14 protein-coding genes and 1 tRNA gene are annotated in these 16,772 nt (G+C 33.7%); 4 read left to right on the top strand and 11 right to left on the bottom strand.

Annotated features, from left to right (window positions below):
- The coding region (locus B3L86_RS03535; protein ID WP_291115082.1) for an OmpA family protein at positions 1-216 on the top strand (216 nt) is incomplete at its 5' end.
- Positions 217-1,070: 854 nt separating this feature from the next.
- Here the strand turns inward: B3L86_RS03535 and B3L86_RS03530 are convergent.
- Together B3L86_RS03530 and B3L86_RS03525 are read right to left on the bottom strand one after the other, a co-directional pair.
- Positions 1,071-1,490 carry a hypothetical protein gene (locus tag B3L86_RS03530; protein ID WP_291115080.1) on the bottom strand — a complete coding sequence of 140 codons (420 nt, stop codon included), beginning with the start codon at positions 1,488-1,490 and terminating at the stop codon, positions 1,071-1,073.
- Between the two features lie 2 nt (positions 1,491-1,492).
- A complete protein-coding gene (locus tag B3L86_RS03525; RefSeq protein ID WP_291115078.1) occupies positions 1,493-2,731 on the bottom strand; it encodes an RHS repeat domain-containing protein in 1,239 nt (412 codons plus the stop codon).
- 83 nt (positions 2,732-2,814) lie between these two features.
- On the opposite strand from B3L86_RS03525, the gene B3L86_RS03520 reads away from it, so the two are divergent.
- Positions 2,815-4,719 (top strand): S9 family peptidase, encoded by a 1,905-nt coding sequence (locus B3L86_RS03520; protein ID WP_291115076.1) that lies wholly within the window; start codon positions 2,815-2,817, stop codon positions 4,717-4,719.
- A gap of 82 nt (positions 4,720-4,801) precedes the next feature.
- The gene (locus tag B3L86_RS03515) at positions 4,802-7,216 is read left to right on the top strand and encodes a hybrid sensor histidine kinase/response regulator (protein WP_291115074.1); all 2,415 of its coding nucleotides are present in this window, start codon (positions 4,802-4,804) and stop codon (positions 7,214-7,216) included.
- On the opposite strand, the gene B3L86_RS03510 is transcribed toward B3L86_RS03515, so the two are convergent.
- The 8 genes from B3L86_RS03510 to pdxA all read right to left on the bottom strand — a co-directional run bounded on the left by B3L86_RS03510 (position 7,205) and on the right by pdxA (position 15,539).
- Entirely contained in the window at positions 7,205-8,539 is a 1,335-nt protein-coding gene (locus B3L86_RS03510) for a sigma-54-dependent transcriptional regulator (protein ID WP_291115072.1), read from the bottom strand. The two genes, B3L86_RS03515 and B3L86_RS03510, sit on opposite strands and share 12 nt — an antisense overlap.
- A gap of 204 nt (positions 8,540-8,743) precedes the next feature.
- Positions 8,744-10,246 carry a glycosyltransferase gene (locus B3L86_RS03505; RefSeq protein WP_291115070.1) on the bottom strand — a complete coding sequence of 501 codons (1,503 nt, stop codon included), beginning with the start codon at positions 10,244-10,246 and terminating at the stop codon, positions 8,744-8,746.
- Positions 10,247-10,545: 299 nt separating this feature from the next.
- The gene (accC, locus tag B3L86_RS03500) at positions 10,546-11,892 is read right to left on the bottom strand and encodes an acetyl-CoA carboxylase biotin carboxylase subunit (protein WP_291115068.1); all 1,347 of its coding nucleotides are present in this window, start codon (positions 11,890-11,892) and stop codon (positions 10,546-10,548) included.
- A gap of 98 nt (positions 11,893-11,990) precedes the next feature.
- On the bottom strand, positions 11,991-12,482 hold the full coding sequence (gene accB / locus B3L86_RS03495) for an acetyl-CoA carboxylase biotin carboxyl carrier protein (protein ID WP_291115066.1): 492 nt from the start codon (positions 12,480-12,482) through the stop codon (positions 11,991-11,993).
- Between the two features lie 21 nt (positions 12,483-12,503).
- On the bottom strand, positions 12,504-13,502 hold the full coding sequence (locus B3L86_RS03490) for a beta-ketoacyl-ACP synthase III (protein ID WP_291115064.1): 999 nt from the start codon (positions 13,500-13,502) through the stop codon (positions 12,504-12,506).
- 162 nt (positions 13,503-13,664) lie between these two features.
- Positions 13,665-13,859 carry a 50S ribosomal protein L32 gene (gene rpmF, locus B3L86_RS03485; protein ID WP_008465217.1) on the bottom strand — a complete coding sequence of 65 codons (195 nt, stop codon included), beginning with the start codon at positions 13,857-13,859 and terminating at the stop codon, positions 13,665-13,667.
- 9 nt (positions 13,860-13,868) lie between these two features.
- On the bottom strand, positions 13,869-14,408 hold the full coding sequence (locus B3L86_RS03480; RefSeq protein ID WP_291115062.1) for a YceD family protein: 540 nt from the start codon (positions 14,406-14,408) through the stop codon (positions 13,869-13,871).
- A gap of 84 nt (positions 14,409-14,492) precedes the next feature.
- Complete coding sequence (gene pdxA / locus B3L86_RS03475) at positions 14,493-15,539, bottom strand: 4-hydroxythreonine-4-phosphate dehydrogenase PdxA (protein WP_291115060.1); 1,047 nt, start codon at positions 15,537-15,539, stop codon at positions 14,493-14,495.
- A gap of 61 nt (positions 15,540-15,600) precedes the next feature.
- On the opposite strand from pdxA, the gene B3L86_RS03470 reads away from it, so the two are divergent.
- Positions 15,601-16,191: a riboflavin synthase gene (locus B3L86_RS03470; protein ID WP_291115058.1), complete on the top strand. Its 591-nt coding sequence runs from the start codon at positions 15,601-15,603 to the stop codon at positions 16,189-16,191.
- 464 nt (positions 16,192-16,655) lie between these two features.
- On the opposite strand, the gene B3L86_RS03465 is transcribed toward B3L86_RS03470, so the two are convergent.
- Positions 16,656-16,729, bottom strand: a tRNA-Ile gene (locus B3L86_RS03465).
- Positions 16,730-16,772: the final 43 nt, after the last annotated feature.

The raw sequence follows: 16,772 nt of genomic DNA, 5'->3' as shown, positions 1-16,772 counted from the left end.
ACTGACAACAGAGGAAGCGACAGCTACAACATGAGTTTATCTGAAAGAAGAGCTCAAGCAACAGCTCAATACATTATCTCTAAAGGAATTGCAAAAGACAGAATCTCCGCAAAAGGTTTAGGCGAAAGCGAACCTAAAGTAGATTGTGGTGAAAATTGTACCGAAGAACAACACGCTCTTAACAGAAGAAGTGAGTTCTTGATTGTAAAGAAATAAAATACCAAAACAACTAAATGCTAAAAACAGACTATCGGAAACGGTAGTCTGTTTTTTATTTAACATTGTCAATCTGAACTTGTTTCAGATTCTAATTTATCAACATGTGCTCTACTGCCAAAATCTCACTCGTGAGCGTAAAAAATTAAATTTCGATCTTTGAAAATTAAGTTGAAAATATAGCAGTGCTAGAAATTACGGAAATAATAATCAAACTATTTTTAGAGATTGATTTGAACAGATTGTGGGCAAGAGGGATAAAATTACAAGTTATCTTGTTCTGGATGGTAGGGGTAGTTTGGGCAATGTTTGTATAATCTGATTTCTCATAACAAATCCATTTACCATTTTTTACTTTTCCAGAATCTAATTAAATTGGAATAATTAATTTGCTCAGAAGTCAGAGACATTCAGAGAGCAACGTGCTTTTTAGAAGAGAACACTTCGAGAATCGGGGCTAAAGAAATTTCATCGAAACTTATTTGAGCAAAGAATAAAGATCAAAATTTATGGATAGCCTACTGGCTGATTTTTAGCTACTATTTTTGTGTTCTCTTACACATCTCCTAATTTAAGAACTCGATTAAACAAATTCTTATAAAAGAACGTGACGAAGTAAAACCGACTGTAGATGTGATTAAGAAGCTCGCAGAAGTTTTAGATACCACATCAGCTTTTGGGCAAGACAGAAAGCCAAAACGTTTATAAAGACCCTGTAATGTTTAAGCGTATGGCAGAGATTGAAAACTTGCCACAAAGACAAAGAATGTCTTTTACTGACCGTAGATAATTTTATTAAGACTACTAAACTGAATATGCTGTAAAAGAAAAAGCCCGATTGCTCGGGCTTTCTGTTATTCTTCAAAAAACATATAGTCAACAATTTCCCATATACCTTTTTTCTTTTCAAGTCGCATATTTAATGTTTTAGGAAATACAGACAGTTGAACCCTTACAACGATAGGATTATTCCAATCTAAAGTAAAATCTCCAAGAACAACATATTGTTTGACTTTCCTTGTTTGATTTTTATTTAAAATTTTAACCTTGCACTTATTTCTTTTCAGGGTTAAAGTTATATTTTCCGTTAATAACTCATTTGCCAAAAAATAAACTCGCTTTTGATTATAAATACTATCAAAATAAGTACTGTTTATTACTGTGTTCAGAATATTTTCTACCTCAGTTTTTCTTTCTTCTGAACTAAATGTTTGCCCTGTTAAGTGTTGACAACACAAGAAAAACAAAGGCAAAAAAAGAAATAATCGTTTCATATTTAATTACCTTTTTTAACTTCTTCAATTAATTTTGTTACTTCTTGTCTTTGTTCATCAGTGGTTGTAACATTTTTCATTTGTCCATAGCCTCTAAATTCATATCCGTCTCCATTAAGTAACCATTTACCTCCAACATTCTGAAATGAAAATTCTCTTCCCCCAAAACTACCTGAGTCTGAATCTGAACTTGTACTAAGTGAATAAAAAGTCATTGTTTCAACTGATTTACCATTTATTTCAACTGAACCTTTTGTAATCTCACTTGCCAATAATACAGCGTGACCCCTCATATCTCCAACTTCCCCCATAAATACAATATCCCCAAGCTCTCCTTGTGATATATCTGAAACAAACTGCCTATCAGTTCCATCTCCTGATTTAAACCAATTCATTCCTCCTGTTTCGTGTGAACGTCCTTTAAATCCTCCTCCTTTTGTTGAAAAACCTGATTTAAGTGTAGTCATAACCGAAGCATCAGCTCCATTCATATAAGAAGTCCAACAACTTTCATAACATACCGTTCCTGTTGGTACAGTTCCTGCCTTATATGTCCAACCCCCATCTCCTCCATACCAAATATTGAATGGTATTCCTTTATTTGCCATATTTTTAGCTGCCCATATTAATGCAGGTATATTTTCTCTTCCATCTGGGTCAACATAAAATATCGGATTATTATAAAATGCACTATATGGCGACCACGCAGGAAACTTCTCCGCCAACGGATCCACACTCAACCATATACTCAACTGTGGGTTGTAGTACCTAGCCCCATAATAATACAATCCCGTCTCAACATCCAACTCTTTCCCATTAAACTTATAACGATTATCAAAATCGTTGGAGTAAGAGTGTTGCTCTACCATCGTCTCTCCAAAAGGCAAATTTAAGAAAAATTGATAAGCGAAACCTTGCCCGTCGGTAACATAAGTACTCGTACCTAAATGGTCCGGATGATAAAAATAGAGTTCAGAGACCAGATTACTGCTTTTGGCACTTGAGTCGGAATCCGGCGACAAGATAGTACCTTTCTCCTTAAATTTTGGCAATTCCTGACCCGTTTTCTCTGCATACATAAGCATGTCCTTTAAAAGTTGCTGCTTTTGGTGCTTCGAATCAAATTCAGACGAGGATTTAGAAGTCTCGGGTCGGGCAGCAAAATGATTGTCGGCATACGTATCACCTGTCTGTGAAGCTACTCTTTGAGAACCGGCATAATAATGCTTGGTGTATCTCATATATGAGCGTCTGTTTTTTTTTTGTCAAAATTCAATTAGAAAAAAAGTAGAATTGTATATTTATAGATTCAAAATCGAATCAAATGAAAATAGCCATTTTAACTTTAGCAATCACTATGAGTATTACGTCATTAACTGCTCAAAATGTATTAACCCCTGAAAAATTATGGGAACTAGGAAGAGTCTCTCCTCTAGGAATTTCTAAAGACGGAAAAAGCATACTTTATAAAGTTGCTACACCTTCAGTAACAGAAAACAAATCAAATTCTAAAACATATAGCATTTCTTTAAATGGTGGTGTTCCGACAGAAATTACAGAAATCAAAGAACTTTTAAATGATAAAAATGTTTCCCCTAACGGAAAATATATTCTTTCGCACAAAGAAGTGAAAATTGAAAAAATCCACGGTAAAGATTTTTATCCGGAATTAGACAAATCAGACGTTCAAGTATACAACGGATTAAATTATCGTCATTGGGATAGTTGGAATGAAGGAAAACATAACCATGTTGGCTTTTCGGAGGTGAATAAAGACGATTCCTTTTTTGACATCATGAAAGACGAGCCTTATGATTCACCTCAAAGACCTTTTGGTGGCGATGAAGATTATGTATGGTCAAAAGACGGGAAAAGTATCATTTATGTAAGCAAAAAGAAATCAGGAACTGCTTATGCAATTTCAACAAATACTGATTTATATGAATATAATTTAGAAACAAAAACAACCAAAAATTTAACCGAGGGTAATTTAGGTTATGACACACATCCTACCATTTCACCAAACGGAGAACTTTCTTGGTTACAAATGAAACAAGATGGTTTTGAAGCGGATAAAAATGACATTATTGTTCGTTTCAAAGAAATGGATATGAATTTAACCGCCAATTGGGATGGAACCGTAGATAGCTTTACTTGGAGTGCTGACGGAAAGAAAGTTTATTTTTTAGCCCCTGTTGATGGAACCAAACAATTGTTTGAAGTTAATTTTCCGGGATTAACCAGAATTGCCATCACTGTTCGTCAAATTACATCAGGTGATTTTGATGTAACAGACATTTTTGGTATTTCAGGCGATAAAATTATTGTTGGCAGAACCGATATGAATCATGCAAAAGAAATTTTCTCCTATGATTTTAAGAAAAAAGCTTGGCTTCAATTGACTAAAGTAAACGATGAAATATATAGCAAATTAGCTTTGCCAACTTTTGAAAAGAGATTTGTAACCACCACAGACGGCAAAAAAATGTTAGTGTGGGTAATTCTTCCTCCCAACTTTGATAAAACTAAAAAATATCCAACTTTGTTATACTGCCAAGGCGGACCACAAGGAGCTCTTTCACAATTTTATTCCTTTCGATGGAATTTTAGTTTGATGGCCTCACAAGGTTATGTTGTAGTTGCACCAAACCGAAGAGGAATGCCCGGTCATGGCGTGGAATGGAATGAGCAAATCAGTAAAGATTGGGGCGGTCAAGTGATGGACGACTATCTTTCAGCCATTGATGATGTAGCAAAAGAATCCTATGTTGACAAAACAAGACTAGGTGCCGTTGGAGCAAGTTATGGCGGTTATTCTGTGTTTTACTTGGCAGGAATCCACAACAAACGATTCAAATCATTTATTTCACATTGTGGTGTTTTCAATTTGGAAAGTATGTATGGAACTACCGAAGAAGTTTTCTTCACCAACTGGGATATTGGTGGTGCTTATTGGGAGAAAGACAATGCAGCCGCACAAAAATCGTACAACCAATTTAATCCGATTTCAATGGTGAACAAATGGGACACTCCTATTTTAGTTATTCAAGGAGGAAAAGATTACCGCGTGCCAATTGGTCAAGGGCAAGAAGCGTTTCAAGCGGCACAATTGCAAGGAATTAAGAGTCGATTTATACTCTTCCCAGAAGAAAACCACTGGGTACTAAAGCCTCAAAATGCAATAGTTTGGCAAAGAGAATTTTTTGGTTGGTTGAAAGAAACTTTATAAAATTAATCCCGAAGCAATTCGGGATTTTTCATTTTTAACAAATCCTAAAGAAATAAATATTTCATTCTTTTTATCTTTGAGAATGGCTGCAAAATCTAGTTTTATTCCACTTAAAGTTTTAGTAAGTTACTTACTCATTGCTACTTTAGTAATTGCAGTAGGATTTATGTTGTTCAAAGAAAATAAGCTTTTTTCAAACTACGAAAATCAATCGGTTGAGGAAAACCAAAAACTCATTCGTTTGGGAACTTTGATATCGAAAATCTATGATGTAGATAATTTAGGCCGTGTAGCCATACAAAGCAATCTCGAAAAAGATTTTGAATTATATGGAGAAGAAAATAAACTATTAATTACTGAAATTGATTCGTTTGGACTTAAAATAGACAATGAAAAACAGGTTGTTTTATTAGATAGTTTAAAAATAATTCTGGATCAAAAAGTGTCAAACATTGAAGAATTAAAAAAAATAAATAAATCACAAAACACTTATTTCACTATAGATAACGCTTTAAGTGATTTGACCCGAATTGAAGAGTCGATGGGTAAAATTACATTGGAAGGGTTGAATGTTGACCCAACAAAACTCACGCCATATGAACGAAGGGTGTATCAAGAATATGTTGATTATCTGAATGCAAATGTTCCCAAAGAATCAGCAAGCACCTTAACCGATAAAGAAATTGATTCCATTTTAGTTTCTTCCAAAAAAATACTCGAAAATGTTCGTGTAAACAGTCAAGCCAAGACAGCTTCTCAAAAAAATAAAGAAATTGAACTACTCCGCAATGATTTGTTTATTTCTCAAAAGTTGAATGAAATACTAGTAGAATTTGAATCGGATGTTATCAAAAAAGCCAATTTAAACAATTTAACCAGAGAAAAAGCCCAACAAAAAACTGTTTCCATCTTAACCACCGCAGCAATTATTGGATTGGTAATGACGGGTTTGTTTTTTCTTTTAATTACAAGCGACTTTCTTAAAAACCAACGCTATAGAAAACAATTGGAAATTGAAAAAAAGAAAACAGAATCGCTTTTAACCGCTCGTGAACAACTTATTGCTACAGTGAGTCATGATTTAAAAACCCCGTTGAATACCATTCAAGGATTTAGCGAACTAATAAGTATTGGCGGTGTTTCTGAAAAGCAAAATTATTACTTATCAAATATTAAAAGTTCATCAATTTACATCAACCAATTAGTGAATGATTTATTGGATTTTTCTAAAATTGAAGCCGGCAAAATTGAACTGGAAAACACTTCTTTTGAATTAGATAAATTAATTGTTGAAGTAGCTGAAAGTATACAAACATTACATACATCCAAACCCATTTCGCTAAAATTTGAATTGGATTCCATAGCCAATTTATCACTAGAAAGTGATGCTTTGCGAATCAGACAGATTTTAAGTAACCTCATCGGAAACGCCTATAAATTTACCGAAAAAGGATATATTAAAATCAAGGCAATTTACACTGAAAATCAGCTAAAAATAATTGTTGAAGATACTGGAATTGGGATAGAGAGTAGCAAACTCAACTTAATTTTTAACGAGTTTACCCAAGCCGATAAATCAATTGAAAAGAAATATGGCGGCACCGGCTTAGGGTTGACCATTTGCAAAAAATTAGCAGAAATTTTAAGAGGAAATTTAACGGTAGAAAGCGAAGTAAACAAAGGAAGCACCTTCACATTAACTTTGCCTGCATTAATGACTGAAAACAAAAAAGAAATTCCTATTTTATTAGAAAAAGAAAACAAAAAAATCAACATTGCAGTAGTAGATGATGACAACGCTCTATTACAATTAACCACTGAATTTTTAAAAATTTATAATTTTAGCGTTATCTCTTTTGATGACCCTGAACGACTAATTAATTCTTTAAAAACAGAAGATTACGACGCAATTATCACCGATATTCAAATGCCTAAAATGAGTGGTTTTGAATTGCTTAATCAAATTCCGAAAGAAATTCCTGTTGTTGCAATTACGGGACAAAGAGATATGAACAAAAATATTTACTTAGAAAAAGGTTTTTCATCCGTCCTACATAAACCGTATCGATCTGAAGAATTATTAGCTGTTTTGAGTACTATTTTAAAAATAAATATCGCTGCTAAAAATGATTCTGTTGAAAATTCTGAAATTGTATCAAAAGAATATAATTTGAAAAATTTGAAATCAATGTTAGATAATGATGAACCCGCTATTACAGAAGTTGTAAAAGCATTCATAGAAAACACTACTTCCAATATTGCTATTATTGAAGAATCACTCTTAAATTCAGACAAAAAAAACATAGCAGCAATTTCTCACAGAATGCTACCCATGACAAAACAGTTAGAAGCTAAAGAAATCATTCCGTTATTGGAACAATTAGAGGAATGTGAAAAAACAGCTCTGTCAGATGATCAAATGAAAATAATTCTCAATAAGATAAAAGAAAAAGCAATACTATTAGCTGCACTTCTTCAAAAAGAATTAATCTTCTAACTGGTACAATTTCAATTTATTATAAAGTGTTTTTCTATTAATCTCTAGCATTTTTGCTGCTTCAGATTTATTCCCATTACATAAGTTTAATGCTTTAATAATCATCTCTTTTTCATTTTCAGACTTAGAAAAAACCGACTTAGCTTGATTTTCTACTTCAAAAAAATCAGAAGGAATTACTTCTTTTTCAATTAAATTCCCTTGTGTTAAAAGTGTTGAACGACGAATAATATTTTGTAATTCTCTTAGATTTCCCGGCCAAGAATAGGCTTGAAAAATACGAATTACTTCGGGAGAAAAACCAATTACATTTTTGTTTAACTGCTCATTTGCTTTTTCTAAAAAGAAATCTGCATACATCAATAAATCTTGCTTCCGCTCGTTTAAAGTTGGTACGGTAATAGAAAATTCGTTTAATCTGTGGTATAAATCTTCTCTGAAACTTCCATTTTTAACCGCTTCTTTTAAGTCTTCGTTTGTGGCAGCAATCACCCGGATATCTACGTCAACTTCTGTACTGCTTCCAATCTTTTTAATTTTTCGCTCCTGTAAAGCACGCAATAACTGGATTTGATTTTCATAAGTTAGATTGCCCACTTCATCCAAAAATAATGTACCCCCATTAGCGGATTCAAAATGACCAATTTTATCTGTCACGGCTCCGGTAAATGATCCTTTTAAATGGCCAAAAAACTCGCTTGTTGCCAATTCTTTTGGAATTGCACCACAATCTACAGCAATAAAAGGAGCATTTTTTCGCTGGCTTAAATTATGTATTTCTTTTGCTACAACTTCTTTTCCTGTTCCACTATCACCAATTATTAAAACGGATAAATTGGTTGGACTTACCAACTGAATGTGATTGTTCATTGCCTTTGAAACAGCACTGATTCCACTAACAAAATTGCTTTTTGGAACTGTTGATTTTGGAGTTGACACTAACTTTGAATTTATTTTCTCTTCTTTTTTAGAAAGTGCATTCGATAGAACCAACAAAACTTCTTCCGGAACAAAAGGTTTTGAAATATAATCAAAAGCTCCTTTTTTCATAGCTTTTACCGCAGTAGTAACATCCGCATAACCGGTCATTAAAACCACAGGAACATTCGGCTTTTTTGACTTCAATTCTACCATAAGATCAATGCCGTCACTATCAGGCAAACGCAAATCGCACATAATCAAATCGAAATCAGAGGCATTGGCAAGGGTTTTGGCTTCGCTTGCAGAAAAGGCGGTGGAAACAGCATAGTCATTTTTAAATAGAAAATTGCTCACCATTTTACAAAAAGCAACGTCATCTTCAATCAATAAAATCTTCTTCATTAGTTAAACTTTGGTTTTAGCTAAAATAAGTGATTCTATTGAAAATTCTCTTAAAAAATAATTAAATAAAAAAAGAGGTCACCCCTAGACCTCTTTTTTAATGTAGCTAAGTTTTTGGGAAACTCAGCTACATAAGTAACAAAACCAATTTTATTCAACTAATTTTTTTTTTTTTTGATATTTAAAAAACAATTGTGATGTCTATTAATTAGCCGGTAATTCTCGTGTTAACCAACCGCTTTTAGCTGCTGTTGCAATTGCATAAGGCGTTATCCAAAATAAACCAAAAGTGTACAAAATACTGTAGGTATAAGCCCAAATAGATTCCGATAAATTATATCTTTTTGCGTAAAACAATACCGGAAAAGAGGATATAATCAATATACTAGCCAATGTAGAACTTAAAAATAACAGCGGATGTGTTACAATAAAAAACAACATGAACAGTAAAAACGGATAGGTCATGATGATGTTTAACGATTGATTAAAGAATAGTAACCGTGATCCTGCTTTTGAACCTTCTCTAAAATTTGTAAAAACATATTTTGCCATCATGATGTTCTCGCGAACATTACTTCTACCCCATCGGATAAACATTTTATACAACCCTTTGTATTGTTCAGGCACATTGGTCAAAACGTATGCATTTCTTTGAAACAAAACATGATGTCCTTGTTTCAAAATCATGTTGGTCATAGCTCGGTCTTCACCAATATCTGAAGGCTGTCCCATAAATGTTTGGTTTATCCATTCAGGAAGACAATTGAAAACCGCATCTCTTCTGTAGGCCGCTAAAGCTCCCGGAGTACAAAGTACCGACCCTAACATGCTTTCTGCAGCACGAACAAACTCGAAACTCATTACAAAACTAACATTTAGCATTTTTGGCAACATAGCTTTTTCATTGTTTAGCACTCTCACATTACCTGCAACAGCACCACAATTTACATTGGTAACAAATGGACTCACTAAATTTCGTAACGTATCCGTTTTTACAATGGAATCACTATCTATTGTTACAAAAACATCGCCAGTACCAAGATTAAAACCACGGTAAAGAGCATGCCTTTTACCTTTATTTTCAGGCTGCTGAAAAATAGTTACACGATCACCTAATTGCAACTTAGCTTGTTGCATCCAATACCATGTGTCGTCTTTACTTCCATCATCAATTGCCAAAATTTGTAATTTTTCTTCCGGGTAATCACTGTTAGCAATACTTTTTAAGGTTTCCCAAACTAGTTTCCCTTCATTGTATGCAGGAACAATAATGGTACAAGTAGGTAATTCTTCGTCAGAAACCGATGCAATTGATTTATATCGGAGATATAAGTATATTTTGAATAGAAAAAAACAAGCCTTGTAAGCCAACAAAGTAATTGATAACACCAAAAAAGTCATTCCAAAAGTGGAATTCATTCGATCTAAATTAAATTGTTCAAAACTAGGCTGTAATTGATATACCAAAAAAGCCGCACCTATCATAACTAGAAAAGTGCTGATTAATACCACTCCATTAAGCGAACCAACTTTTGATTGATTTTTGTTAGTGAAATAATCTTGAATTCTATAATATCCAATTGTCAAAACTTGGTGTAATGATTTACTGTAAACAGGTAAAATAAAACTATATAAATTTTGTTCATTTGCTCTATTCTCCTTTTTTAAAGAGTAGGATTTTGTTGAATTTAGATTTTTATTCTCCATCAATAGTATTTTTATAAGTTGACTTTTTTTTATCCTTTAAATTCTCCTAATTTGATTGTTTATAATTCAGAAAATGAATTTTATAGAGAATTTACATTTATGTCTAAGCAAGTCACATGCCTATATTATAACTATCTGAAAAATAATACTATATAAAAATTTATAACTATTAAAATTGAGTAAAATTTACCCAAATCATTATTTTTTACACACTTAAAATGATATACCATTGAAAAATAGATAAAAAAAATGAGCCCGATAAGTAAATCGAGCTCATTGTAATAAAAATTAATTCTAATTTATTCCGGATCGTTCATCTTAAAACTTTCCATAAATTTAGTTGTATAGTTACCCGCAACATAATCCGGTTCTTCCATTAATTGACGGTGAAACGGAATGGTAGTTTTAATTCCTTCAATATAAAATTCATCCAAAGCACGCTTCATTTTGTTGATAGCTTCTTCTCTTGTTTGAGCTGTTGTAATCAACTTAGCAATCATGGAATCGTAGTTTGGTGGAATCGTATAACCCGCATACACGTGAGTATCTAAACGAACTCCATGACCTCCGGGTGCGTGTAATACCGTAATTTTCCCTGGTGATGGTCTAAATTCGTTATAAGGATCTTCCGCATTAATACGACATTCTATAGAATGAAGTTGAGGAAAATAATTTTTACCTGAAATTGGCACACCTGCAGCTACAAGAATTTGCTCTCTAATCAAATCATAATCCACCACTTGTTCCGTTATTGGGTGTTCTACTTGAATACGAGTATTCATTTCCATAAAATAGAAATTTCTATGCTTATCAACTAAAAACTCAACAGTTCCGGCACCTTCATATTTGATAAACTCAGCAGCTTTTACAGCAGCTTCTCCCATTTTATTTCGTAATTCGTCAGTCATAAAAGGAGAAGGCGTTTCTTCTGTTAATTTTTGATGACGACGTTGCACAGAACAATCTCTTTCAGAAAGGTGACACGCTTTTCCATAAGCATCACCCACCACTTGAATTTCAATATGGCGTGGCTCTTCAATCAACTTTTCCATATACATACCATCGTTTCCAAAAGCTGCAGCTGATTCTTGACGGGCACTTTCCCAAGCTTTTTGAAGTTCATCAGCTTTCCAAACGGCACGCATTCCTTTTCCTCCACCACCTGCTGTTGCTTTTAACATTACAGGGTAGCCCATATCCTTGGCAATTTTGGCCGCTTCTTCAAATGATTCTAACAATCCTTCAGAACCTGGAACACATGGAACTCCGGCAGCTTTCATGGTTGCTTTAGCCGAAGCTTTATCTCCCATTCTATCAATCATTTCGGGAGAAGCACCAATAAATTTTATACCGTGTTCTTGGCAAATTTTTGAGAATTTAGCATTCTCAGATAAAAAACCATATCCGGGATGTATCGCATCTGCATTTGTAATTTCTGCGGCAGCGATAATATTTGACATTTTTAAGTAAGACAAGTTACTAGGAGGCGGACCAATGCAAACGGCTTCGTCTGCAAACTTAACATGGAGACTTTCGGCATCTGCTGTTGAATAAACCGCAACAGTTTTAATTCCCATTTCCTTGCAAGTTCTAATTACACGAAGTGCAATTTCTCCTCTGTTGGCAATTAATATTTTTTTAAACATCTTTATTTATTTAGATTATTAGATAATTTGATTGTTTGATTTTCAGATACTTTTCCTCAATAAAATGCTGTTTGTCTGAAAATCTAAAAAATCTAAAATTAAGATGGGTCAACTAGGAATAAAGGTTGGTCAAATTCAACCGGAGACATATCATCCACAAGAATTTTCACAATTTTTCCTGAAACTTCTGATTCAATTTCATTGAATAACTTCATTGCTTCAATTACACAAACGGTATCCCCTTTTGAGATTGATGCACCCACCTCAACAAAAGGAGATTTATCAGGAGCAGGTTTTCTGTATAATGTTCCAATCATTGGTGATTTGATCACAATATATTTTGAATTGTCATCAGCCGCAGGGGCAACAGGAGCTGCAGGGGCACTTGGAGCAGGAGCTTGAGCAATCGGCTGTTGAACCATTTGTTGCATTGGTTGTCCCGAAGGATAATGTTGGAAATAAGAAGCCTCAGCTGCACCGGCCTCTGTAGTTTTGATGGTGATTTTAAAATCATCCATTTCTAATTTTACTTCAGTAGCACCAGATTTTGCTACAAATTTGATTAGGTTTTGAATTTCTCTAATATCCATGATATTTTGGTTTAGTTTAGTTTAATTTTTATCGTATGCCCATTTAAGATAAATAGAACCCCAGGTAAATCCACCGCCAAAAGCGGCAAATATTAAATTATCTCCTTTTTTTAGTTTATGTTCAAAATCACTTAACAACAAAGGTAATGTTGCAGAAGTTGTGTTTCCATAACGTTGAATGTTTATCAACACTTTGCTTTCATCCAATCCCATTCGGTTTGCTGTAGCATCAATGATTCGTTTGTTTGCTTGGTGAGCAATTAACCAATTGACATCATCATGTGACAAATTATTACGTTGCATAATTTTCTCACTGACATCAGCCATTCCGGAAACGGCATATTTGAATACCGTTTTTCCATCTTGAAAAACAGAATGTTGCTTCTTATCAATAGTTTCTTGAGATGGAGGAAGTATGGAGCCGCCTGCGTCAATTTTTAAAAACTCACGACCAATGCCGTCACTTCTTAAAAATTCATCTTGCAAACCTAAACCTTCTTGGTTAGGCTCAAAAAGAACAGCACCTGCACCATCTCCAAAGATAATGCAGGTTGCTCTATCGGTATAATCAATAATGGACGACATTTTGTCTGCTCCAATAAGTAGTACTTTTTTATAACGCCCGGACTGAATATAAGCCGCAGCGGTAGACATGCCATATAAAAAACTAGAACAAGCAGCTTGCAAATCATATGCAAATGCATTGGTTGCTCCAATTTCTGTTGCTACAAAAACCCCTGTTGCCGCAACCGGTAAATCAGGAGTTGCTGTTGCCATAATGACCATGTCAATTTCTTTAGGGTCAATACCGCTTTTTTCCAAAAGGTTCTGAGCAGCTTTGATAGCCATATAAGAAGTCCCTTTTCCTTCTTCTTTTAATATTCTTCTTTCTTTAATTCCGGTTCTGGAAGTAATCCATTCATCGTTTGTATCGACCATGGTTTCCAATACTTGATTTGACAATACAAAATCCGGAACATAAGAACCAACTGCGGTTATGGCGGCTGTTATTTTACTCATAAATAGTGTTTGTTTATCTTTTCTTCAAAAATCAAGGAAAAGAGGTGGAAATTACAAAAAAAATTCCAAGTTTTATTGTTTTTTAGGCATTTTTATATAAAAAATAGACATAACAAAAAACTCTCACATAGTGAGAGTTTGTCTTATTTTTATAAGAAATTTTTATGCAACAGCTTCTGATTTATCAATCACAACTTGACCTCTGTAGTACATTTTTCCTTCATGCCAATACGCTCTGTGATACAAGTGAGCTTCACCGGTAATTGGGCATGTTGCAATCTGAGCAACAGTTGCTTTATAATGAGTTCTTCTTTTGTCTCTTCTGGTTTTCGAGGTTTTTCTCTTTGGATGTGCCATTTTACTATATTATTTATCCGTTAATAGTTTTTTTAATTGATCCCAACGAGGATCTGTTTCTTCTGTTTTATTTTCTTCTTGTTCTCCTTTGACTGCCAATTCTTCTAATTTTTCAATTACTTCAGAATGTAATGTTCCGTCTTTTATTCCCGGATGCACTCTTTTTAATGGAATGGACAATACAATCATTTCATAAATGTATTGCGAAATGTCTATTTGATGCTCGCCATGTGGCAAAATCAACAATTCTTCATTCTCATCATTAAAAGCGTCTCCAAACTGAACAACCAAATCAATTTTTCCCTTAATAGGTAAATCAAAAGGTTCTCCGGTGACATCACAAGGAACATGAACAGTTCCTTTATGCTTGAAGTGTAACTCTAACATCATTGTTTTTTTTTCTAAAACAACAGAGGTTTCAATAGCACAACTTTCAAAATCATCATATTCGAAGCGATCAAAGAACGTCTTATCTATTTGATAGTCAAATTGGTGTTTTCCTAGCTTTAATCCGATAAACGGAATTAAATATTCATTAGATACTTTCATCTCAACATCAATTTGTCCCAAAAATTTGGTTTGCAAAGATATAAAATTATCGTAAATCCAATACAGTTATAAACATTTTTTTGTTTAAAACTGTTTTTCTTTTACTTTCAATGGTTTTTCAGTAATTTGAGCATGCTCTAAACGTGACTTATAAATGTCAATTGCCAAATAAACCGCCTCTTTAAATGAAGTAAAATCTGCTTGGTTTTTTCCGGCTATTTCAAATGCGGTTCCGTGATCCGGTGAGGTTCTTACTTTATTCAAACCAGCCGTATAATTAACTCCGCTTCCAAAAGACAATGTTTTAAATGGAATTAATCCCTGATCGTGATAACACGCTATTACAGCGTCAAATTTTTCATGTGACTTGGTGCCAAAAAAACTGTCTGCAGCATATGGTCCAAAAACAAAAGTGCCTTCTTCAAACATTTTATTGAGTGTTGGTCTTAAAATTTCATCATCTTCTTTTCCAATCACACCATGATCACCACAATGTGGATTTAATCCCAACATGGCTATTTTAGGTTTTCGTATTTTAAAATCTTGAATTAATGTTTGTTTGATGGTATTTATTTTCTGACGAATCAATTTTTCAGTAATATGCTTTGACACGTCAGTAACCGGAATATGATCTGTCAATAAACCAATTCTCAGAGAATCACTTACCATCAACATTAGTGCATCACCATCTAGTTCCTGATTTAAATAATCAGTATGGCCGGGAAAATTAAAATCTTGGGTTTGAATGTTGTATTTATTAATTGGAGCAGTAACTAAAACATCCACCATGCCTTCTTTTAATGCTTTTGTTGCTGCAACAAAAGACTTTATTGCATAACTTCCTACAACATCATTTACTACACCATATTCGAGATTAAAACTGTCTTTCCATAGATTAAAAACATTGATTTTTCCTGGAACAATTTGATCTAATCTATCTATCCCATGTAAAAAAGCAGTAGATTCAAAGTTTTTTCGCAAAAAAGATAACATCTTAACATTCGCAAAAATAACAGGCGTACAAAACTCTAACATTCTTGGGTCTTCGAATGTTTTGAGCACAACTTCGCTTCCAATTCCGTTTAAATCTCCTATTGAAATTCCTACCAGTATATTTTCTGCTTTGTTCATAATTGTCTTAAGGATAATAATTGCTACTTTTGAAGTGCAAATTTAAGAAAATAAAACGCAAATGTTTACAGGAATCATAGAAACTCTTGGAATTATTAAAGATATACAAAAAGAAGAAGACAATCTTCATCTTACAATTACTTCCTCAATTACAACCGAATTAAAAATTGACCAAAGTGTTGCTCATAATGGCATTTGCTTGACTGTTGTAGCTATTGAAAATGAGACTTATACTGTCACAGCAATAAAAGAAACCGTTAACAAAACTAACATTGGAACGTGGAAAAAAGGCGATACAATTAACTTGGAACGTGCCATGAAATTAGGAGACCGACTGGATGGACACATTGTTCAAGGTCATGTGGATCAAATTGGAATTTGTAAATCAATAAAAGAAACGGAAGGAAGCTGGTTGTTTACATTTGAATACCACCCAACATTTAACAACATAACTATTGAAAAAGGCTCCATAACAGTTAATGGAGTGAGCTTAACTGTTGTAAATTCGAAAGCTAATGAATTTAGTGTTGCTATCATCCCCTACACTTACCAACATACCAACTTTAAAAATTTTGAAGTTGGACACCAAGTTAACCTAGAGTTTGATGTAATTGGAAAATATGTGGCGAGGCTGCATTCGCTTTCTAAATGAAAAAATCTTTTTTTTACTGTGAAGATTTTTTGTTTATTTTAAATAGATTCAATTTATAGAAGGCAAAGAGAATAGCAATAATAACTAATAAAATTAAGTAAGTATCAATTGGCGAACCAGGGGGTCCTGGTGGCCCTGGTGGTGGTGGTGGTGAAAAATCTTCAGCCAATGCTGACATACTCACAAATGTGAACAGTAGCACAATTAAATATTTAGGGTCAATTCTCATAAAGTACAAAACTAAACAAATCCCCTCTTTAACAAAATTTTTTCACAAATAAAGTGAAAATTCTAAAAAAAAAGGAACAACCACTACAAAATAGATTCAATTATACAAGATATTAGTTAAAATACAAAACTAGAATTTAGTTTTAGTTTTTGTTGCAAATGAACATTATTATAATGCAATTATTTTCTTCATCATTTTTACAAAAAAACCCTTTCGTATAGAAAGGGTCTTATTGTGGTCCCACCTGGGCTCGAACCAGGGACCACCTGATTATGAGTCAGGTGCTCTAACCAACTGAGCTATAGGACCGGTTTTGAGGTTGCAATATTACCACTATTTTTGTTTTACTCCA

The sequence above is a fragment of the Flavobacterium sp. UBA6135 genome (genome assembly GCF_002428305.1).
Lineage (GTDB): Bacteria > Bacteroidota > Bacteroidia > Flavobacteriales > Flavobacteriaceae > Flavobacterium.
Note: the sequence above shows the minus strand (reverse complement) of the source record. Positions and strands in the feature narration are given on the sequence as shown.